At 74.5% G+C, this 20,979-nt stretch carries 3 protein-coding genes; all 3 read right to left on the bottom strand.

Annotated elements, in window-relative coordinates; translation table 11 throughout:
• Window positions 1-38: 38 nt before the first annotated feature.
• Window positions 39-1,379, bottom strand: coding sequence for a serine hydrolase domain-containing protein (locus tag ACWEF6_RS09420; protein WP_449682458.1), 1,341 nt, complete (start codon window positions 1,377-1,379; stop codon window positions 39-41).
• Window positions 1,380-1,450: 71 nt separating this feature from the next.
• Window positions 1,451-1,675 carry an MbtH family protein gene (locus ACWEF6_RS09415; protein ID WP_449682457.1) on the bottom strand — a complete coding sequence of 75 codons (225 nt, stop codon included), beginning with the start codon at window positions 1,673-1,675 and terminating at the stop codon, window positions 1,451-1,453.
• Window positions 1,676-1,704: 29 nt separating this feature from the next.
• On the bottom strand, window positions 1,705-19,362 hold the full coding sequence (locus ACWEF6_RS09410; RefSeq protein ID WP_449682456.1) for a non-ribosomal peptide synthase/polyketide synthase: 17,658 nt from the start codon (window positions 19,360-19,362) through the stop codon (window positions 1,705-1,707).
• Window positions 19,363-20,979: the final 1,617 nt, after the last annotated feature.

Raw genomic sequence — 20,979 nt, 5'->3', positions numbered from 1 at the left:
CTTTCGTTTCCTCACAACGCAGTTCGGGTGGTGGGAGTTCAGGAGGCGCGGCGGCGCCGCCGGGCGACGCGGCCGCCGGCCTGCATGGCGCTGACCGTCCCGGTGGCCGGGTCGGTCAGGAACCGGCCGCCGATGATGCGGCGGCCGGTGGCCGGCTCGCGGACCGAGAACGACCCGTCGCGCAGCAGCGCCAGTTCCGGGTACACCTCGCCGTCGACCACCAGCACCGCGTCGCCGTCCGCGCGGACGTCCACCTGGTACTCCAGGTCGCCGTTGGTGTAGTGCCCCGACAGGTCCGCCGCCGGGCGGGCGGCCCGGTCGAGGTCGCGGGGCAGCTCGTAGTCGCCCACCGGCAGGCCGTCGGCGCGCAGGGCCGCGACCAGGTCCGTCCACAGGGCCGCACCCGTGTTCCCGTTGGTGGTCAACGCGACGATCCGGCCGTGTGCGGCGTCGATCCGCAGGTGGCACGAGGTGCCGTCGGCCGTGCCGTCGTGGCCGGTCCAGTCCGCGTCGGCGCCGCGGTAACCCGCCAGGCCGAGCCCCCAGGTGTCGGCCAGGCCGAACGGCTCCGCCCCCGGGACCGGCCGGCGCATGAGCTCGGCCAGGTCCGCCGGCAGCGGGCCGTCGCCGCCGCAGAACAGGCCGCCGAACGCCGCCAGGTCCGACGCGCTCAGCGCGAGCGCCCCGGCCGCGGCCTCCGCGGGCGTCAGGGTCTGCGCCACCGGCCGGGCGCGGCCGGTCGCCGCGTGGACGGCGTGCCCGCTGACGTGCGCGCCGGTCCGGCGGCGAGCGCCCGGCTCCACGACGAACGCGGCGTCGATGCCGAGCTCGTCGAGCAGCAGTGTCTCCACCGCCTCCCACCAGCTCATCCCGGTGATGGCCTCGATCACGTACCCGGTCAGCACGTAGCCGACGTTGGAGTAGGAGAACCCCAGGCCGGGCGGCTGGACGAGCCCCGCCTCGCGGCAGGCGCGCAGGTAGCGGCGGGCCGAGCCGCCGTCGGCCGCGGCGCCGAGCGCGGCCGGCAGCCCGCCGGTGTGGCTGAGCACCTGCCCGACCGTCGGTCTGCCGACCTGCGGGCCGAGGCCGTCCAGGTGCTCGCCGAGCGGGTCGTCCGGGTCGAGGTCGCCGTCGGCGACGAGCAGCATCGCCACGGCCGCGGTGAACGCCTTGGTGATCGAGCCGGCCGGGACCTTCGCCTCGGCGGTGATCCCACCGGCCGTGACGGCGTCCGTCCGGCCGCCGTCGGTGACGACCAGCTGGGCGGCCGGCACGCCGTGCTTGTGGGCCAGCCCGGCGAGCAGCCGCTGCAGCCGGCCGTCGGCCGCGGGTACCGGCACCCGCAGGGTGGCCTGGGTGAGTGTCGTGGGTGTGGGCATGGGGTGGGGGCCTTCCGCGTCGGGTCGAAGGAGCCGGTCGTGAGTGGAAAGGCGGGTTCTAACCCGCTTTTTCACTCACGACGGGCCGCGGCAGGCTCGGCGTCGGCGGCCATCTGCCGCTGCAGGCTCAGCGGCCGCATGTCGGTCCACACCTCGTCGACGTGGTCCATGCACTCCTGGCGGCCGCCGCGGAAGCCGTCGGCACGCCAGCCCGCGGGTACCTCGTTCGCGACCGGCCACAGCGAGTACTGGCCCTCGTCGTTCACGAGTACCTGGAATTGGGCGTCGTCCTGCATGGGATTTTCCCTTCCTCTCAGCGGTGTTTTCAGTGGTCTTGGCCGGCGGCGAGCCGTTCGAGGTCCTGCAGGACCCGTTCTTCGACGAGCTCCGCCAGCGCCAGCACGGTGCCCGCGGTGAGCACGTCCTTGGGCGTGATCTCGACGTCGAAGGCGGACTTCGTCATCGACGTGATCCGCAGGCTGCGCAGCGAATCCCCGCCGAGGGCGAAGAAGTTGTCCTCGACGCCGACCCGGTCGAGGTCCAGGGCCTCGGCCCAGATGGCCGCGAGGACCTCTTCGGTCTCGGTCTCCGGAGCCGCGTACTCGCCGGCCTCCGCCGGCGCGGCCGGCGCCGGCAACGCGCGCCGGTCCAGCTTTCCGTTGGCCGTCAGGGGAAGGGCGTCGAGCCGGACGAACGCGGCGGGCACGAAGTGGGCCGGCAGCGCGGCGGCGACGTGCTCCCGCAGCCCGGCCCCCGCCTCGCCGACCACGTAGGCGATCAGCCGCTGCCCGTCCGCGACGACGGCGGCGTCGCGCACCTGCGGGTGCTTGCGCAGCACCGCCACGATCTCGCCGGGCTCGATCCGGAAACCGCGGATCTTGACCTGGTCGTCGGCGCGGCCGAGGAACTCGAGGGTACCGTCGGCGCGCCACCGCACCAGGTCGCCGGTGCGGTACATCCGCTCCCCCGGCGCCCCGAAGGGGTCGGCGAGGAACCGCGAGGCGGTGAGCCCCGGCCGGTCGAGGTACCCGCGGGCGAGCCCGGCCCCGGTGACGTACAGCTCCCCCGCGGCCCCGATCGGCACCGGCCGGAGCGCGGCGTCGAGGACGCGGACGCGGGTGTTGCGGATCGGCCGGCCGATCGGCGGGGTGGCGCCGGGTTCGAGCGGGTCGCTCCAGGTCGCCACCACCGTGGTTTCGGTGGGCCCGTAGGCGTTGATCATCCGGCGGCCCGGCGCCCAGCGGGCCACCAGGTCGGCCGGGCACGCTTCGCCGCCGACCACCAGCGTCCGGAACGCCGGCAGCGCGACGTCCGGCACGCTCGCCATGGCCACCGGCGGGACCAGCGCGTGGGTGACGCCTTCCTCGCGCAGCACCGCGGCCAGGTGCTCGCCGAGCAGCGGCCCGGGCGGCGGCACGACCAGCGCGGCCCCCGCGGGCAGCGCCATGCACAGCTCCAGCACCGACGCGTCGAAACTCGGCGAGGAGAACTGGAGCACGCGGTCGCCGGGCCGGACGTCGAAGTGGGCGATCTCGGCGCTCGCGAAGCTCGCCAGGCCGGCGTGGGTGACGACGACGCCCTTGGGCGTGCCGGTCGAGCCCGAGGTGTAGATGACGTACGCCGGGGCGGTCAGCGGCACGGACCGGCCCAGCGGGGTGGCCGGGCCGTGGGCTTCCGAGCCGTCGAGGACGAGCGCGTCGCCGACCGGCAGCGCCGTCCCCGGCTTGGTCACCACGACGACCGGCTTCGCGTCGGCGAGCATGAACGCGATCCGCTCGGCCGGGTAGTCCGGGTCGACCGGCAGGTAGGCGGCGCCGGTCTTCAGCACGGCCAGCTGGGCGACGACGATCTCCACCGAGCGCGGCAAGGCGAGCGCGACGATCCGTTCGGGACCGGCCCCGCGCGCGGCCAGCAACCGGGCCAGCCGGTCGGCGCGCACGTCGAGTTCGGCGAAGGTGAGCCGCTCCTCGCGCGAGACCACCGCGACCGCGTCCGGCGTGCGCGCCGCCTGGGCCTCGATCAGCTCGGTCAGGGTGACCGCCGGGACCTCGTGGTGGGTGTCGTTGAACGCCACCAGGACCTGGTCGCGTTCGGCGACGTCGAAGTCCCGCAGCGGCCGGGCCGGGTCTTCGGCGATCGCGTCCAGGAGGTGTTCGAGCTGCCGGGCCAGCCGTTCGACCGTCGCCGCGTCGAACAGCGCTGTGTCGTAGCCCAGGCCGAGCGACAGGCGCGGGCCGGGGGCGGCCACGACGGTGAGCGGGTAGTTGGTCGTCTCCATGGCCTGCAGCTCGCGCAGCCGCACCCCGTGCCCGGCGACATCGTCGGCCGTGACGGGGTAGTTCTCGAACACGACCAGGCTGTCGAACAGGTTCCGGCCGCCCTCGACGCCGCTCCACGCCTGCACCGCGGTCAGCGGGACGTGCTCGAACCGGCGTGATTCGGCCTGGGCGGTCTGCAGGCCGCGCAGCCAGCCGGCGACCGGGGCCGCCGGGTCGGCGGTGACCCGCACCGGCAGGGTGTTGATGAAGATGCCGGTGATGTCGTCGACTCCGGCGAGCCCGGCCGGGCGGCCGGACACGGTGGCGCCGAAGCAGACGTCGTCCTCGCCGCTGTGCCGGGCCAGCAGGAGCGCCCAGGCGCCCTGCACGACGGCGTTGACGGTGAGCCGCTCGCGCCGGGCGAACGCCGCCAGCCGGGCGGTCGCCGCCTCGCCGAGGTCGCGGCCGACCCACGTCGCCGAGCTCGATTCGTGCGTGGCCGCGGGAATCCGGTCGTAGGGCAGCGGGGTCGGCTCGGTGACGCCGGCGAGTTCGCGGCGCCAGTACTCCTCGGCACCGTCGGCGGTCTGGCCGCGCAGCCAGGTCACGTAGTCGCCGAACGGGCGGCGGTGCGGCAGAGCGGGCACGGTGCCGTCGCGCAGGGCCGCGTAGGCCGTGCAGACGTCGGAGAGCACCTGGAAGACGCTCCAGCCGTCGAGCAGGACGTGGTGGAAGGTCCAGACGAGCTGGACGGCGTCGTCCGGCAGCCGGGCCAGGGTGACCCGCAGCAGCGGCGCCGTCGCCAGGTCGAACGGCGTCTCACGGTCGTCGGCGAGCAGCTCGCGCAGGGCTTCCTCGCGGTCGCGGTCCCGCCAGTCGAGCTCGGTGACCGGCACTCGCGCGGCGCGGTGGACGACCAGGAGCGGCTCGGGGACGTCCTCCCAGACGACGCTGCCGCGCAGCACCGGTGTCCGGTCGACCACGTGCTGCCAGGCTTCGGCCAGGAACCGCGGCTCGGCCACGCCGTCGAGGACGGCGGTGACCTGTTCGAAGTAGACGCCCTGGGCTTCCTGGGACAGCCCGTGGAAGACCATGCCCGCCTGCATCGGCGTCAGCGGGTGGATGTCGGCCACGCCGCGGCCGTCGCCGGCGATCCGGTCCACCTGCCGCTGGTCCAGTGTGGACAGCGGGAAGTCGCTCGGGGTGCGGCCGCCGGCGCCGGGCTCGGCGCAGTGCGCGACGGCTTCGCCCAGCGCGGCCACCAGTTCGGCGGCCAGCCGTTCCACCGTGGCGGCGGTGTGCGTGTCGCGGTAGTAGGACCAGGTCAGTTCGAGGGTGTCCCGGTCCACCCGGCCGACGACGTCGAGCAGGTGCGCCCGGCCCGCGCCTTCGCCGACCGCCGAGTCGAGGCTGCCGGCCGCGCCGTCGAGCCGGCCCAAGTAGTTGAAGCTGATTTCGGGCTGCAGTGCGGGCGCGGTCCCGGTCAGGTACCGCAGGGCGCCGAAGCCGACGCCGCGGCGGGGCACGGCCCGCAGCTGTTCCTTGACCGACTTGAGCAGCGCGGCCCAGTCGTCGTCGATCCGCAGCGCGACCGGGTACAGCGAGGTGAACCAGCCGACCGTGCGGGACAGGTCGACGTCGTCGAACAGGTCCTCGCGGCCGTGGCCCTCCAGGTCGATCAGCACGCCGCCGCGGCCGGTCCACCGGGCCAGCACCCGGCCGAGCGCGGCCAGCAGCACGTCGTTGACCTGCGTCCGGTAGACGCCGGGGACGTCCTGCAGGAGCGCGCGGGTCAGCTCGGCGTCCAGGCGCGTGGTGACCGTGCCGGTGCCCGCTTCGGCGGCGTCGGCGTCGATCGGCAGCGACCCGTCGACGGCGAGCGCGGTGCGCCAGTAGGGCAGTTCGTCGTCGAAGCCACCGGCTTCGGCGTGGCCGGCGAGCCGGTTGGCCCAGTCGCGGAACGACGTCGTCTTCGGTGGCAGCGGCCCCCCGCGGTAGGCGGTGTCGAGGTCCTCCAGGAGGATCCGCCACGAGACGCCGTCGACGACGAGGTGGTTGACCGTCAGCAGCAGGACGGCCGGCTCCAGGAGTTCGGCGGTGAGCAGCGGCCCGCGGGTCACGTCGATCTCCGCGCCGAGGAGTTCGGCCGGTCCGGCCGGGGCATTTTGCTGGCCGGCGACGGTGAACCGCATCCGCAGGGCGTCGTGGTGCCCGGTCAGCGTGGTCAGCGCCGCGCGCAGCGTCTCGACGTCGAACGGCTCGGGCCGCTCGATCCGCACCGACTGCGTGAACCCGTTCGGGTCCCCGAAGTGGCCGGCGAAGAACCAGAGCTGGATCGGGGTCAGCGCGGCGGCGCCGGTGACCGGCCCCTGCTCGGCCACGGTCACCGCGGCCGACCCCGCCGCCACGGCCAGTGCGGCGACGGTCTGGTGCGCGAACAGGTCCCGCGGGGTGAGCGCGAGACCGTGCCGCCGGGCCCGCGAGACGACCTGGATGCTCAGGATCGAGTCGCCGCCGAGCTCGAAGAAGTTGTCCTCGACGCCGACACCGGGCACGCCGAGCACGCCGGCCCAGACTTCGGCGAGCACGCGCTCGGTCTCGGTGCGCGGCGGCACGTACCCGGCCACCGGTTCCGCGGCGGGCTCCGGGAGCGCCGGGCGATCGACCTTTCCGTTGGCGCTCAACGGAAGCGCGTCGAGCGTCACGAAGGCCGACGGCACCATGTAGTCGGGCAGGTCCCGCTGCAGCCAGGCCCGCAGGTCCGGCTTCCCGGCCGTGACGACGTAGGCGACGAGCCGCCGGTCCCGCGCGACGACCACCGTCTCGGTGACGTCCGGGTGCGCGGCCAGGGCCGTCTCGATCTCGCCCAGTTCGATCCGGAAGCCGCGGATCTTCACCTGGTCGTCGGCGCGGCCGACGAACTCCAGCACCCCGTCGCCGGTCCAGCGCACGACGTCCCCGGTGCGGTACATCCGCTCGCCGGGCGACCCGAACGGGTTGGCCACGAACCGGTCCGCGGTGAGGCCGGGCCGGCCGAGGTACCCGCGGGACACGCCGGCGCCGGCGATGAACAGCTCGCCCGTCACGCCCGGCGGGACCGGCCGCAGGCCCTCGTCCAGGACGTAGGCGGCCATGTTGTCCAGCGGCCGGCCGATCGGCATCGCGTCCGGGACCGCGTCTTCGGGGGCCAGGAAGAACCGGCTGGCGAAGGTGGTGGTCTCGGTGGGGCCGTAGCCGTCGACGACGGTCAGCCCCGGGCAGGCGTCCCGCACCTGGCGGACCGCGGCGGCGGGGACGACGTCCCCGCCGGTCCACACCTCGCCGACACCCCGCAGGCACCCGGGATCCTCCTGCGCCAGCAGCCGGAACAGCCCGGCGGTCAGCCACAGCGCACGGACGCCGTGCCGCGTGACGACCGCACGCAGCACTTCGGCGTCGACGTCGCCGGGCGGGGCGACGACCACCCGGCCGCCGTTGAGCAGCGGCACCCACACCTCGTACGTCGAGGCGTCGAACGCCTGCGGCGAGTGCAGCAGCACGGTCCGGTGGGCCTCGCCCGCGAACGAGCCGTCGGAGGCCAGGGCGACGATGTCGCGGTGGGTCACCGCCACGCCCTTCGGCTTGCCCGTCGACCCGGACGTGTACATCACGTACGCCAGGTTTCCCGGCCGCACCCGGACTTCCGGCGCACCTTCCGGACCGGGCTCGTCCACCCGGACCGTAAGTCCACTGTGGACGTCCTGATAGGACTCCCCGGCGATGACGACGGAGACGCCGGCCTCGTCGAGGACCAGGCACATCCGGCTCGCCGGGGCACGGAGGTCGACCGGGACGTAGGCGGCCCCGGCCGTGAGCACCGCGAGTTCGGCGACGACGAGGTCGGCCGACCGCTCCAGCAGCAGCCCGACCCGGTCCTCGGCCCGCACGCCGAGGGCGATCAGCCGGGCCGCGAGCCGGTCGGCGCGGGCGGCGAGCTCCGCGTAGGTGAGGTCGTCGACCGCCGGCGCGTCCGGGGTCCGGCGGACCTGGTCGGCGAACCGGCTCACGACGGTGGCCTCGGGCACCGGGTGCGCCGTGTCGTTGAACGTCCGCAGCACGCGCTCGCGGTCGTCCTCGGTGAGCAGGTCGAGCTCGCCGACCCGCGTTCCCGGGTGCGCGGCGATGCGGTCCAGGGCCAGCAGCAGCTGCCCGGCGAGCCGGTCGACGGTGGCCCGGTCGAACAGGTCCGGGTCGTGGTCGAACGACACGGCCAGGTCCTCCCCCGGCGTGACGACGACGCTGAGCGGGTAGTTGGTCGGCTGCAGTTCGCCGTCCTCGTGCAGGCCGATCCCGTGCGCGGCCACGGCTTCGGTGTCGAACGGGTAGTTCTCGAACACCAGGATGCTGTCGAACAGCGTGCTGCCGCCCGCCCAGGTCTGCAGCTGGGCCAGGGACACGAAGTCGAACCGGCGTGACCGGGCCTGGGCCGTCTGCAGGTCCCGCAGCCACTCGGCCACCGTCAGTCCATCGTGGACGGTCACCGGCGCGGGCAGGGTGTTGATGAACAGCCCGGCCATCGCTTCGACGCCCGGCAGGTCGGCCGGCCGCCCCGACACCGTGGTGCCGAAGACGACGCCGGATTCGCCGCTGTAGCGGGAAAGCACGAGCCCCCACGCGCCCTGGACGATCGTGTTGAGCGTCAGGCCGGCGCGGCGCGCCAGCTCGCGCAGCCCGCCGGCGGGCGCCGACACCCGGACCGACGCCGCGGACCGCGCGCGGTGGGCTTCCACCGGACGGCGGTCGCAGGGCAACGGCGTCGGCGTCCGGAACCCGGCGAGCTGCTCGCGCCAGTGGATTTCGGCGGCCGTGGTGTCCTGCTCACCGAGCCAGCGCAGGTACTCGCGGAACGGCGGCCGGTGCCCCGGCACGGCGGCCCCCGCGTACCGGGCGCACACCTCGCCGAACACCTGCGCGGCGCTCCAGCCGTCCAGCAGCACGTGGTGGAACGTCCACACCAGCAGCACGTCGCCGCCGGGCAGCCGCGCGAACGCCAGCCGCAGCAGCGGCGCGGCCGTCAGGTCGAAGCCCTCGGCCCGGTCCGCGTCGAGGAACCGGTCCTGCTCGCGGGCGCGCTCGTCGTCGTCCAGCGTCCTCCAGTCGAGGTGGACGACCGGGACGGTGACGTTCCGGTCGACGACCTGCACGGGTTCGTCGAGGCCCTCCCAGACGACGCGGGTGCGCAGCACCGGCGTGTCCGCGACCACCTGCTGCCACGCCCGGGCGAGGCGCTCGGGGTCGCCGATGCCGGTCAGCCGCAGGCGCACCTGGTTGAGGTAGGTCCCGGCCGCGCCGTCGACGAGGCTGTGGAAGACCATGCCCGACTGCATCGGGGTGAGCGGGTAGATGTCCTCGACCGTCCGGCCGGTGCCGGCGAGGCGGTCCACCGCGGCCTGGTCGAGCCGGGGGAGGGGGAAGTCCGACGGCGTGCGGCCGCCGGCGTCCGGCCGGGCGCAGTGCCCGACGATCCCGGTGAGCGCGGCGAGCAGGGCGTCGGCCAGCCGGCGCACGGTCGCCTCGGTGTGCACACCCGCGGAGTAGTGCCAGGTCAGTTCCAGCTCGTCGCCCACGACCGCGCCGACGACGTCGAGCTGGTGCGCCCGCGTCTGGCCGGGGTGCGCCGCGCCGCCCAGACCGCCGCCGTGGTCGAAGCGGCCCAGGTAGTTGAAGCTGATCCGGGGTTCGAGGCGCGGGGCGGTGCCGGTGAGGTAGCGCAGGGCGCCGTAGCCGAGGCCGCGGCGGGGAATCGCGCGCAGCTGTTCCTTGGTCGCCTTCAGGGCTTCGCCCCAGTCCTCGCCGGACGACGTCAGCTCGACCGGGAAGATCGAGGTGAACCAGCCGACCGTCCGCGAGAGGTCGAGGCCGGAGAACAGGTCTTCCCGCCCGTGGCCTTCGAGGTCGACGAGCACGCGGTCGCGGCCGGTCCAGTCGCGCAGGACGCGGCCGAGCGCGGTCAGCAGGACGTCGTTGACCTGCGTCCGGTACGCCCCCGGCACGTCGTGCAGCACGGCCCGGGTCGGTTCCGCGGGCAGCCGCACGACCACCGAACGGGCCGAGCCGTAGGTGTTCTCACCGGCCGCGTCGACCGGGAGGGCCGGGTCGGCGTCGATGGCCGCCCAGTGGTCGAGTTCGTCGTCGAAGAAGCCGTCGGCGGTGTGACGGGCCAGGGTGCGGGCCCAGTCGCGGAACGACGTCGTCTTGGGCGGGAGCTCGCCGCCGGCCAGGAGGGTTTCCAGGTCCTCCAGGAGGATCCGCCACGACACGCCGTCGACGACCAGGTGGTGCGCGGCCAGCGTCAGGGTCGTGCCGGACAGCTCGGCGCGCAGCAGCGGCCCGTTCTCCAGGTCGATGGTGGCGCCGAGGACGTCCTGGGCGCCGGGTGCGTGGCGCGGGCCGTCGGGGGTGAACCGCAGGCGCAGGACGTCGTGGTGCAGCTGGAGTTCGCGCAGCGCGCGCGGCAGCGCTGTGGGGTCCACGGTGTCGGGCACCTCCACCGAGACCGACTGGACGAACTGCTCCGGGTGCACCGGCCGCGGGGCGAGGTACCAGTGCTGCACCGGCGTCAGCGGCAGGTCGCCGGTCACCGGCCCGGCGTCGGCCGCGACGGGCGCGGCCGGGGTGGCGGCGAGGGCGAGCGCGGCGACGGTCGGGTGGTCGAAGACCTGGCCGGGCATCAGGCCGAGGCCGGCCCGGCGGGCCCGGGACACCACCTGGATGCTGAGGATCGAGTCGCCGCCGAGCTCGAAGAAGTTGTCGTCGGCGCCGACGCGGCCGACCCGCAGGACCTCGGCCCAGATGCCGGCGAGCAGCCGCTCGGCGTCCGTCGCGGGCTCGCGGTACCCGAGCCCGGACACGAAGCCGGGCGCGGGCAGCGCCCGGCGGTCGACCTTCCCGTTGTCGTTGAGCGGCAGGGTTTCCAGGGGCACGAACACGGCCGGGACGAGGTAGTCCGGCAGCGTCCGCAGCAGGAACTCGCGCAGGTCCGGCGTCCCGGTCGCGACGACGTAGGCGACCAGCCGCTTGGCCCCGCCGTGCACGGCCGCGACGACGACGGCTTCGGTCACGTCCGGGTGCGCGGTCAGCGCCGTCTCGATCTCGCCGAGCTCGACGCGGAAGCCGCGGATCTTCACCTGGTCGTCGGCCCGGCCGGCGAACTCCAGCACGTCGCCGGGAGCCCAGCGGACCAGGTCGCCGGTGCGGTACATCCGCGTGCCGGGCGCGCCGAAGGGGTCGGCCAGGAACCGTTCGGCGGTCAGCGCCGGCTGCCCGAGGTAGCCGCGGGCGAGACCGGTGCCGGCCAGGTACAGCTCGCCGACGGCACCCGGCGGCACCGGCCGCAGCCCGTGGTCGAGGACGTAGGCGGCCATGTCGTCCAGCGGCCGCCCGATCGGCACCACGGCGGGTACCGGCTCGTCCGGCCCCACCACGAACCGGGTGGCGAACGTCGTGGTCTCGGTGGGGCCGTAGCCGTCGACGACGGTCAGGCCCGGGCAGGCGGCCCGCACCTGGCGGATCGCCTCGGCGGGCACGACGTCCCCGCCGGTCCACACCTCGCCCGCCCCGGCCAGACAGGCCGGGTCTTCCTGGGCGAGCAGGCGGAACAGCCCGGCGGTCAGCCACACCGCGGTCACGCCGTGCGCGCCGATCTGCCGGCGCAGCACGTCGGCGTCGACGTCGCCCGGCGGCGCGACGACCACGCGGCCGCCGTTCAGCAGCGGCACCCACACCTCGTACGTCGAGGCGTCGAAGGCCGGCGGCGAGTGCATGAGCACGGACCGGTGCGCCGGGCCGGCGAACGACCGGTCCCGGGCCAGGCCGACGATGTCCCGGTGGCTGACGGCCACGCCCTTGGGTGTCCCCGTCGAGCCCGAGGTGTACATGACGTAGGCCAGGTTCGCGGGCCGGATCGGGAGGTCCGGCGCCTCGGCCGGTTCGCCGCCGAGCTCGCCGGCCGACAGGATCGGTCCACTGTGGATCTCGGTGGCGAGCGCCCGGCCGGAATCGTCGGTCACCAGGACACCGACGTCGTCGAGCAGCGCGGTCAGCCGGCTGCGGGGCGCGCGGGCGTCCAGCGGCAGGTAGGCGCCACCGGCCTTGAGCACCGCCAGTTCGGCGACGACCACGTCGGCCGAGCGGCCGAGCAGGAGGCCGACCAGGCCGTCCCGCTGCGCGCCCAGGTCGAGCAGGCGGCGGGCCAGCCGGTTCGCCCGCGTGTCGAGCTCCGCGTAGGTCAGGGTTTCTTCGCCGGTGACGGCGACCGCGTCCGGCGTGCGGCGGACCTGCTCGGCGAACAACGCGGGCACGGTCGTGTCCGGGCCCTCCTCCGGGGCGCCGGTCCCCCGGGCCAGGACGGCGCGCTGCTCGGCGTCGGTGAGCATCCGCAGCCGGGAAAGGGGCTCCTGCGGCCGGGTCGCAAGCTCGGACAGCACCGTCCGCAGGTGCCCGGCGAACCCGGCGATCGTCTCGGCGTCGAACAGCTCGGGGTCGTAGCCGAAGAGGAACTCCAGGCGCTCTTCGCCGGGGTAGGCGACAATGCTGAGCGGGTAGTTGGTCGTCTCGACGCCGCGCAGGTCGCGCAGCCCGAGTTCCGCGGTGACCGGGTAGTTCTCGAAGACGAGCAGGCTGTCGAACTCCCCGCCCCAGCTCTGCAGGCGCGCCAGGGACAGGTGGTCGAACCGCCGGGCCTCGGCCTCGGCGTCCTGGAGGCCGCGCAGCCAGTCCACCGCCGTGGCCCGCTCGTCGACGTCGGCGACCACCGGCAGGGTGGTGATGAACATGCCGGTGATTTCGCCGGCCCCGGGCAGTTCCGCGGGCCGCCCGGCGACCGTGGTGCCGAAACAGACCTCCGGCCGGCCGGTGTGCCGGGCCAGCAGCACCGCCCAGGCGCCCTGGACGAGCGTGTTGAGGGTGAGGCCGTGGCGCTGCGCGGCGGCACGCAACGGCCCGGCGGGCAGCTCGATCCGCAGCGAGGCCGTCGATTCGACCGGGTGCCCGCCGGGAGCGCGGTCGGTGCGCAGCCGGGCCGGCTCGGGCCGGCCGGAAAGCCGGGCGCGCCAATAGGTTTCCGCGGCCGGGGTGTCCTGTTCGGACAGCCACCGGACGTGGTCGCGGAACGGGCGGCGGGTCGGCAGCGGGCGCCCGGCGTGCGCCGCCGCGACGTCGGAGAGCACCTGGAAGAGGCTCCAGCCGTCGAGCAGCAGGTGGTGGAACGTCCAGACCACGCGGACCTCGGTCGCCGAGACCCGCGCGAGCAGCAGCCGCATCAGCGGGAGCTCACCCAGGTCGAGGCCGGTGTCCCGGTCGGCAGCCAGCACGGCGTCGAGGTCGGCCGGTTCGGTCGTCCAGTCGCGGTATTCGATCGGCAGGGTGACCTGCCGGTGGACCACCTGCACGGGCTCGTCGAGGCCGTCCCAGACCACCCGGCTGCGCAGGACCGGGGTCCGGTCCACCACCCGCTGCCAGGCGCGGCCCAGCGCCGCGGGGTCGGGGACGTCGCTCATCACGAACGTCACCTGCTGGAGGTAGGCGTGCCGGCCGCCGCCGGTGAGCCGGTGGAAGAGCATGCCGGCCTGGGCCGGGGTGAGCGGGTAGAGGTCCTCGACGTCGCGGCCGTCGCCGGCGAGCCGGTCCACCGCGGCCTGGTCGAGGGCGGCGAGGGGGAAGTCCGACGGCGTGCGGCCGCCGGCGTCCGGCCCGGTGCAGTGCGCGACGATCCCGGCGAGGCCGTGCACGAGGTCGTCGGCGACGGTCCGGATCGTGGCCTCGGCGTGGAGCTGGTCCGAGTAGAACCAGGTGATCTCCAGGCGGCCGTCGGTGACCCGGGCGACGACGTCGACGGCGTGCGCGCGGACGTCATCCGGGTGCTGCTCGAGTTCCAGCTGCCGCTCGAGGCCCCGGTACAGCTCGCCCTCGGCCTCGAAGCGGCCGAGGTAGTTGAAGCTGAGCCGGGGCCTCACCGCGGGAGCGGTCCCGGCGAAGTGGCGCAGGACGCCGTAGGACAGGCCGCGGGCCGGGATCGCGCGCAGCTGCTCCTTGACGGACTTGAGCACGTCCCCGGCGCCGGTGTCGGGGACGTCGAGCGCGACCGGGAACATCGACGTGAACCAGCCGACCGTGCGGGACAGGTCGACGTCGTCGAACAGGTCTTCGCGGCCGTGGCCTTCGAGGTCGACGAGCACACGGCCGGCGCCGGTCCAGCGGCGCAGGGCCCCGCCGAGGGCGGCCAGCAGCGCGTCGTTCACCTGGGTGCGGTAGACACCCGGGACGTCCTGCAGCAGGGCCCGGGTCAGCTCGGCGTCGAGCCGGGTGGTGACCGTGCGGGTGCTCGCCACGGTGCCGGTGCCGTCGGTGTCCAGGGGGATCTGGGCGCCGTCGACCGCCTGCCAGTACGGGAGGTCGGCGGCGAAGTCGTGCTCGGCGAGCCGGTTCGCCCACTCCTGGAAGGACGTCGTGCGGGCGCTCGGCGCGCGTCCGTGGTAGGCGTGGTCGAGGTCCTCGAGGAGGATCCGCCACGAGACGCCGTCCACCGCCAGGTGGTGCACGGCCAGGCGCAGGGTCGTGCCGGCCAGTTCCGCGCGCACCAGCGGGCCGTGTTCGACGTCGATTTCCGCGCCGAAGACGTCGGCCTCGCCGGGCTCGGCGTGGGTTTGCGTCCAGCCTCCGGCGGTTTTGCGGAAGCGCAGCCGCAGGGCGTCGTGGTGGGCGACAACCGTGTTCACCGCCGCGCGCAGGCGGTCCTCGTCGACGTCGTCGGCGAGGCGGACGCTGAGCTGCTGGACGAAGTGGGCCGGGTCGGCCGGGTCGGTGTCGAGGAACCAGTGCTGGATCGGGGTGACGGGCACCTCGCCGGTCGCCGCGGGCCGCTCGGCCGCGGGCTCGGCCACCCCGGCCGCCGCGGCGAGGGCGGCGATCGTCTGGTGCCGGAAGACGTCCTTGGTGGTGATCCGCAGTCCGGCCTTGGCCGCCTCGGACACGAGCCGGATGCTGAGGATCGAGTCGCCGCCGAGCTCGAAGAAGTTGTCCTCGACGCCGACTTCGGGCAGGCCGAGGGCGTCGGCCCAGATGGTCGCGAGGAGCCGTTCGGTGCCGGTGCGCGGCGCGACGCGGGTGGTGCCGCCGGTCCAGTCCGGGGCGGGCAGCGCGCGCCGGTCGAGCTTGCCGCTCGGGTTGAGCGGCAGCCGGTCGAGCGGCACGAACGCCGAGGGCACCAGGTGGGCGGGCAGCGAAGCGCCGAGGAAGTCCCGCAGGTCGGCGGGCGCTTGGGGCACGACGTAGGCGACCAGCCGCTGGTGCCCGCCGTCGGTGCGGGCGACGACGACCGCCTCGGTGACGTCCGGGTGCTTCCGCAGCGCGGCCTCGACTTCGCCGGGCTCGATCCGGAAGCCGCGGATCTTGACCTGGTCGTCGGCGCGGCCGAGGTACTCCAGTTCGCCGCCGGCGGTCCAGCGCACGACGTCGCCGGTCCGGTACATCCGGGCGCCGGGCGCGCCCGCGGGGTCGGCCACGAACCGGCTCGCCGTCAGCCCCGGCCGGCCGAGGTAGCCGCGGGCCACCCCGGCCCCGCCGAGGTGCAGTTCACCGGGGACACCGACGGGCACCGGCCGCATGCCGCGGTCCAGGACGTACGCGCGGATGCCGCCGATCGGGCGGCCGATCGGCGGCGTGCGGTCGGTGTCGTGGTACCAGGCGGTGGCGTACACAGTGGACTCGGTGGGCCCGTAGATGTTCGCGATCCGGCTGTCCGGCAACGCTTTCCGGATGTCGAGCAGTGCGTGCCGGGTCAACGCCTCGCCGGCCAGGACCACAGTGGACGGCCGCACCGTCACCGCGCCCTGGGCCAGCAGCTGCGCGAACGCCGAGGGCACGCCGCTGACCAGGCCGACCGGCCGGCCGTCCTGCTCACCCTCGCCGAGGGCCAGCACGTCCCGGACGATCTCGACGGTGGCGCCGGTCATCAGCGGCGCGAAGATCTCGAACACCGAGACGTCGAAGTTGAGCGACGTCGACGCGACCACGGTGGCCCCCGGCCGGAAGACGTCCGCGAAGTCCGTGCGCGCCCAGGCCATCAGGTTCGCGGCGCTGCGGTGGGCGACGACGACGCCCTTGGGGCGGCCGGTCGAGCCGGACGTGTGGATCACGTAGGCGGGGTGGTCGGGGTTCGTGGCGCGGTCTCGCTGGGCGGGAGCGCCCTCGAACAGGGCGGGATCGTCGAACGCGAGAGCCGGGACGGACCCGGGGCCGCGGCCGTCCGGGGTGAGCAGCAGCGCCGGGGCGGCGTCGTCGAGGATCAGTTCCTGGCGGTCGGCCGGGTAGGCGGGATCGACCGGGAGGTAGGCGGCGCCGGACTTGAGCACCCCGAGCAGCGCCACCAGGATCCGTTCCGTGCGCGGCAGGGAGACGGCGACGAACCGTTCGGGTCCGGCTCCGCGTTCGGCCAGGACCCGGGCCAGCCGGTCGGCTTGCTCGTCGAGCTCGGCGTAGGTGAGCGAGTGGCCCTCGCAGACGACCGCGACCGCGTCCGGCGTGCGGGCCGCCTGGGCCTCGAACAGCTGCGGCAGCGTGGCTTCCGGCGCGTCCAGGACCGGCCCGCGCGAGAGACCGGCCAGGTGGGCCAGCTCGGCGTCGTCCAGGATCGGCAGCTCGGCCACCGGCCGGTGCGGCTCGGCGACCACCGCTTCGGCCAGCACCCGCAGGTGCCCGGCGAAGCGGTCGATGGTGGCGGCGTCGAAGAGCGCGGTGTCGTACTCGATCGCGACACTGCGGGCCTGCGGCTGGAATTCCAGCACGAGGTCGAACCGGGCCCGGGGGCGGGGCAGATCGTGCTCGCCCAGGCGGAGGGCGCCCGCCTCCCGGGGCCGGACGAGGTCCTGCTGCAACACCAGCAGGACCTGCACCAGCGGGGTCCGGCTCGGGTCACGGGCCGGCCGCAGGTCGTCGACGACCTGGTCGAAGGGCACTTCCGCGGCGGCGAAGGCCGCCAGGGTCGTTTCCTTGACCCGGCCGAGAAAACGGTCGAACGGTTCCGCCGCGTCGACCGCGGACCGCAGGACGAGGGTGTTGACGAAGAACCCGGCGAGCCGTTCGAGCTGGTCGTGGTCGCGGCCGGAGACCGCGGTACCGACGGCGACGTCGTCCTGCCCGGTGTAGCGGGCCAGCAGCACCTGGACGAGCGCGGTCAGCGTGGTGAACAGCGTCGCGCCGGTGTCGTGGCCCAGTGCCGTGAGGTTTTCGGCGAGCTCCGCCGGCAGCTCGTACCGGCGGATCGCGCCCTCGGTGGCCCGGACGGGCGGGCGCGGCCGGTCGGTGGGCAGGTCGAGGGGTTCGAGGCCGGCGAGCTGCGTGCGCCAGTAGGCGAGCTGCCGGTCCCGCAGGCCGGCCAGCCGGTCGTGGTGCCAGCGGGCGTAGTCGCGGTAGCCGAGGTCGAGCGGGGCGGGCTTCTCCCCCGCGTAGAGCGCGGCGAACTCGTCCACGAGCAGGCCGACCGACCAGCCGTCGGTGATGATGTGGTGCTGGCACAGCAGGAGCAGGTGGTCGTCCGGGCCCCGGCGGATCAGCGTGGCCCGGGTGAGCGGCCCGGTCGTCAGGTCGAAGGCGCGGTCCAGTTCGGCCGCGAGCTGCGCGTCGAGGTCCGCTTCGGCAGCGGTTTCCCGCAAGGGGATGGTGCCCTCGTCGGCGACGACCTGGACGCCCTCGCCGTCGACGGTCCGGAACGTCGTCCGCAGCGACTCGTGCCGCGCGGCCAGCCCGTCGAGGGCGGCGCGCAGGGCGTCGCGGTCCAGCGGGCCGGTGAGGGTGAGGCCGACGCCGGCGTTGTATTCGGTGCTGCCGGGGTTCTGCTGGTCGAGCACCCAGAGGCGGCGCTGGACCGGCGAGAGCGGGACCACGGCGTCGTGGGGCGCGGGCTCGATCCGGCCGGCCGGGGCACCGTCGTCGGGCAGCAGCTCGGCGAGCTTCGCGATGGTTCGGGCGTCGAACACCACCCGCGGCGACAGGTCGGCGCCGAAGCGCGCGCGGATCCGGGCGAGCGCGCGGGCGCCGAGGATGGAGTCGCCGCCGAGTTCGAAGAAGTCCGCGTCGACGCCGACGTCCGGGACGCCCAGGACGTCGGCCCAGATTTCGGCGAGCGCGTGCTCGGCCGGGGTCCGGGGCGCGGTGTGCGTGGCGCGGACCTGGGCGGACCAGTCGGGTTCGGGCAGGGCGTCACGGTCGAGCTTGCCGTGGTGGGTCAGCGGCATCGCGTCCAGGCGGACGAAGGCGGCGGGGACCATGTACGGCGGCAGCCGGTCGGCCGCGGCGGCGCGCAGGTCGGCGGGATCGGCGTCCCCGGCGACGTAGGCGACCAGGCGTTTGACGCCGGGCTGGTCCTCGCGGGCGACGACGACCGCCTCGCGGACGTTCTCCTGCCCGAGCAGCAGTGCTTCGATTTCGCCCGGTTCGATCCGGAAGCCGCGGATCTTGACCTGGTGGTCGGCCCGCCCGACGAACTCCAGCTCACCGGTTTCCGTGTGGCGGACGACGTCCCCGGTCCGGTACATCCGCGCGCCGGGTGCGCCGAAGGGGTCGGCGACGAACCGGCTCGCGGTCAGGCCCGGCCGGTCGAGGTAGCCGCGGGCCAGGCCGGGGCCGGTGACGTAGAGCTCGCCGGTGTCGGCGGGGCGCAGCGCGTCGTCGAGGACGTACGCGGTGGCGTCCGGCAGCGGGTGGCCGATCGGGGGCGTGCCGCCGGGGACCAGCGGGTCGCTCCAGGTGGCGACGACGGTGAATTCGGTGGGGCCGTAGGAGTTGATCATCCGGCGCCCGGGCGCCCAGGTCCGGACCAGTTCGGGCGGGCAGGCGTCACCGCCGACGATCACCGTGCGGAAGTCCGGCAGCGGGTGGCCGGCCGGCAGCGTGGCCAGCGCGACCGGCGGGATGAGCGCGTGGGTGACCCGGTGCTCGGCCAGGACGTCCGCGAGCCGCTCGCCCAGCAGCGGGCCGGGCGGCGGCACGACGAGCGCGGCCCCGTGCGGCAGCGCCATGCCGAGTTCGAGGACGGAGGCGTCGAAGCTCGGCGAGGAGAACTCGAGCACCCGGTCACCGGGCCGCACGTCGTACTGCTCCCGCATGGCGGCGCAGAAGCCGGCCAGGCCGCGGTGGGTGACCAGGACGCCCTTGGGGACGCCGGTCGAGCCGGACGTGTAGATGAGGTAGGCCGGGTGGTCGAGGTGCGGCGGCTCGGTCTTTGTCTCGCCGGCTGTTTCGCTGTCGGTCTCGCTGCCGGTCTCGCTGTCGGTTTCGCTGTCGGTTTCGTCGAGGTCGAGGGTGGCTGCCGCGTGCCCGCGGCCCACGACGAGCACGGGCTGCGCGTCGGAGAGCACGAAGGCGATGCGCTCGGCGGGCTGGTCGGGGTCGACGGGCAGGAAGGCGGCCCCCGCCTTGGCGACCGCCAGCTCGGCGACGACCAGGTCGGCCGACCGGGGCAGCAGCAGCGCAACGACCTTTTCGGGGCCGGCGCCACGTCGCACCAGCACGCGCGCCAGCCGGTTCGCCCGCGCGTCGACGGTCGCGTAGGTCAAGGTGCCATCGGCGCCGGTCAGGGCCGGTGCATCGGGGGTGCGGGCGACTTGCGCCTGGAACAGCCCGGCGAGGGTACGCGCGGGCACCGATCTGTCGTCGTCGGCAGCAGGAACCGAGACGTCGTATCGCGGCATTGCGGAAACCTTTCGAGCACGGATGAGGTCAGCGCAGGGCCGTCCAGGCGCTGGCGGAAGACAGGCAGAAGGGGCCCGCGACCAGGGAAATCGGCAAAAGACTTCCGTCCGGGCAACCGGGTATTTGCCACTCGTTCAACAAATCGGCCCGGCGTGCCACACACCGGGCGAACCCGCAGGAACGAGCGCGAGACACATTGATCCTTTCCAGCGTGACAGCCGCGCGGCAACCCCCGGAAACAGTTCCGATTTCGACGGCACCCCCGCCGTGCCGATTAGGCACCGGCGACCGCCGAACGCGCGCGACAACCAGCGTTCTTGGTGCAGCAGGTCGGTCACCCGGCAGTCGAGTACCCCCAAGACCAGCCGGATTGGCATCACGCTACCCAGTGAACGCGTAGCTCGTACCGCCGAACGGAGCATTGGCGAAAATGTCCAGAAATCGCGGAGCTTTCCCCGGACAGCGAGTAGTACAGCGACAGTTTTTGTTCACTCTTCTGCCGGAAAATGTTACCTCGATTGGGAGGTTTGACTTTACAGCAGAGCGCTCACCAGCGAAGACACCGCGTCACTCGGGTGACGAAGCCGGGTGACGCCGGAAGTATGCCGGTTTCGGGAGTTGTGGTTCAGCTTACGGGACGTCACCCGATTGGCGGGTAACACGGAAGAGAGAGCCGCATCGGCGAAATGATCGATAGAAGAAGGGGCGGCGGAGGGCGGGACGCAGATCCTTGGCGGGTCCCGCCCAGTGGGCCGAGTTGACGCGGGAATACCGGGGTAGCGGATTGAGCGGAGGGTGAACGGCGTTCACCCTGCCGGGGAGGCGGCGGGGGTTGGTCGAGGCGGGCTGCCGGCGGTGATGGCGGCGAGCGGCACCGCGGGTTTGCGGGCTTGCGGGTTCGCGGGCTCGCGGCTTGCGGGCCTGCGGGCTCGCGGCATCGCGGGACTCGCGGCTTCGACCAAGCCCGGCGGCGCGGGGCTCCCACGGCGGCCGGCGACCCAATGGACGTGGGGCTGCCCGCCGCTCACGGCGACCCCGCGCCCACCGGCCGGGCCACAGCCACCCAGCACCGGCGCCGGCGCAGCCGGCACCGGTGCGCCCGGCACAGTCAGGGCCCGCGCCTCGCCCCGCACTCGCCGACCGCGCCACAGCCAGCGCAGCGCACCCCATCACCCCAACAGCCAGCACCTTGCCCCAGCCGACCCCGCCACGGCCGGCACCCAGCGGCACCGCACCTCGTTACCGGCCAGCCCCGCGCACCCTGCACCGAACCGCAAGCGGCGTCCTACGCCGCAACCCCGCATGCAGCCAAGCCGCCCCCGCCACCCAACGCCCGCCGATCCCCACCCAGCCCACCGATTCGCCGTGGCCGGCACCCACACCTGCCACCCCAGCTGCAGCGAGCGCACCCGCCCCCGGCCCGCCTCCCCCCGCCCCGACTCGCCTTCCCACCCGCGCCCATCCGCCCCGAGCCGCATTCCCGGCCGATCCTCGCCCAGCCCGCCAATCTCGCCGCAACCGGCACCCACGTCCGCCACCCCAGCTGCAGCGAGCGCCCCGCGCCCGCCCCGACTCGCCTTCCCACCCGCACTCACCCGACCGAGCCGCATTCCCGG

The organism is Amycolatopsis sp. NPDC004772, assembly GCF_053601215.1.
This window is presented reverse-complemented; position numbering and strand designations above follow the sequence as displayed.

Bases quoted from the DNA above. Each gene is read 5' to 3' on its own strand.
- ACWEF6_RS09415 (WP_449682457.1), bottom strand. From the start codon at position 1,675: ATGCAGGACGACGCCCAATTCCAGGTACTCGTGAACGACGAGGGCCAG.
- ACWEF6_RS09420 (WP_449682458.1), bottom strand. From the start codon at position 1,379: ATGCCCACACCCACGACACTCACCCAGGCCACCCTGCGGGTGCCGGTA.
- ACWEF6_RS09410 (WP_449682456.1), bottom strand. From the start codon at position 19,362: ATGCCGCGATACGACGTCTCGGTTCCTGCTGCCGACGACGACAGATCG.